The following is a 472-nucleotide window of genomic DNA, read 5'->3' on the forward strand; positions in this document are numbered from 1 at the left end:
AACTGCTGCCCGGCAGCGCGCAGCAACAGGCGCTCACGCACCAGGTCAGGCCGGCCTTCCTGCGCATAGGACTCACGGATCACCGCTTCCCTGGTCGGCTCCAGCACACATTCCATGCGGCGCAGCAGGGTGAACGGCAGGATGATGCGGCCGTACTGCGACTGCTTGAAGTCACCGCGCAGCAGGTCGGCAATCGACCAGAGAAAGGCGGCGGTCTGGGAATGGTTTTCCGTGTTCACGCAGCTGCTCCTTGAAAGGCGTGCAAAGCGCCGAGTGTAACTGAAGAGSGGCAGGCGAAATCACTTCGAACCCAAAGCCGTTGGCGTTTAAAGCGCTGATGCGTCCAGACCTATCTACAGAGGCAAGTCATCCGGCGGCACCTTCCCGATTTGTCCTGACCGTATGCACTCCCATATCGACGTGTCCAGAGCTGCTCACCAAGAAGGCAGCATGTCTAGTGCCTGTTCTATAC

The 472-nt window shown here is 59.4% G+C and carries 1 protein-coding gene; it reads right to left on the reverse strand.

All coding sequences use genetic code 11. The features are described from left to right. Nucleotides 1–239 (reverse strand): type I restriction-modification system subunit M N-terminal domain-containing protein (locus A9513_RS16540; RefSeq protein WP_176707256.1); only part of this gene is annotated, 239 nt, incomplete at its 3' end. Between the last annotated feature and the right edge of the window lie 233 nt (nt 240–472).

Source organism: Pseudomonas sp. AU12215 (genome assembly GCF_001675465.2).
Lineage (GTDB): Bacteria > Pseudomonadota > Gammaproteobacteria > Pseudomonadales > Pseudomonadaceae > Pseudomonas > Pseudomonas nitroreducens.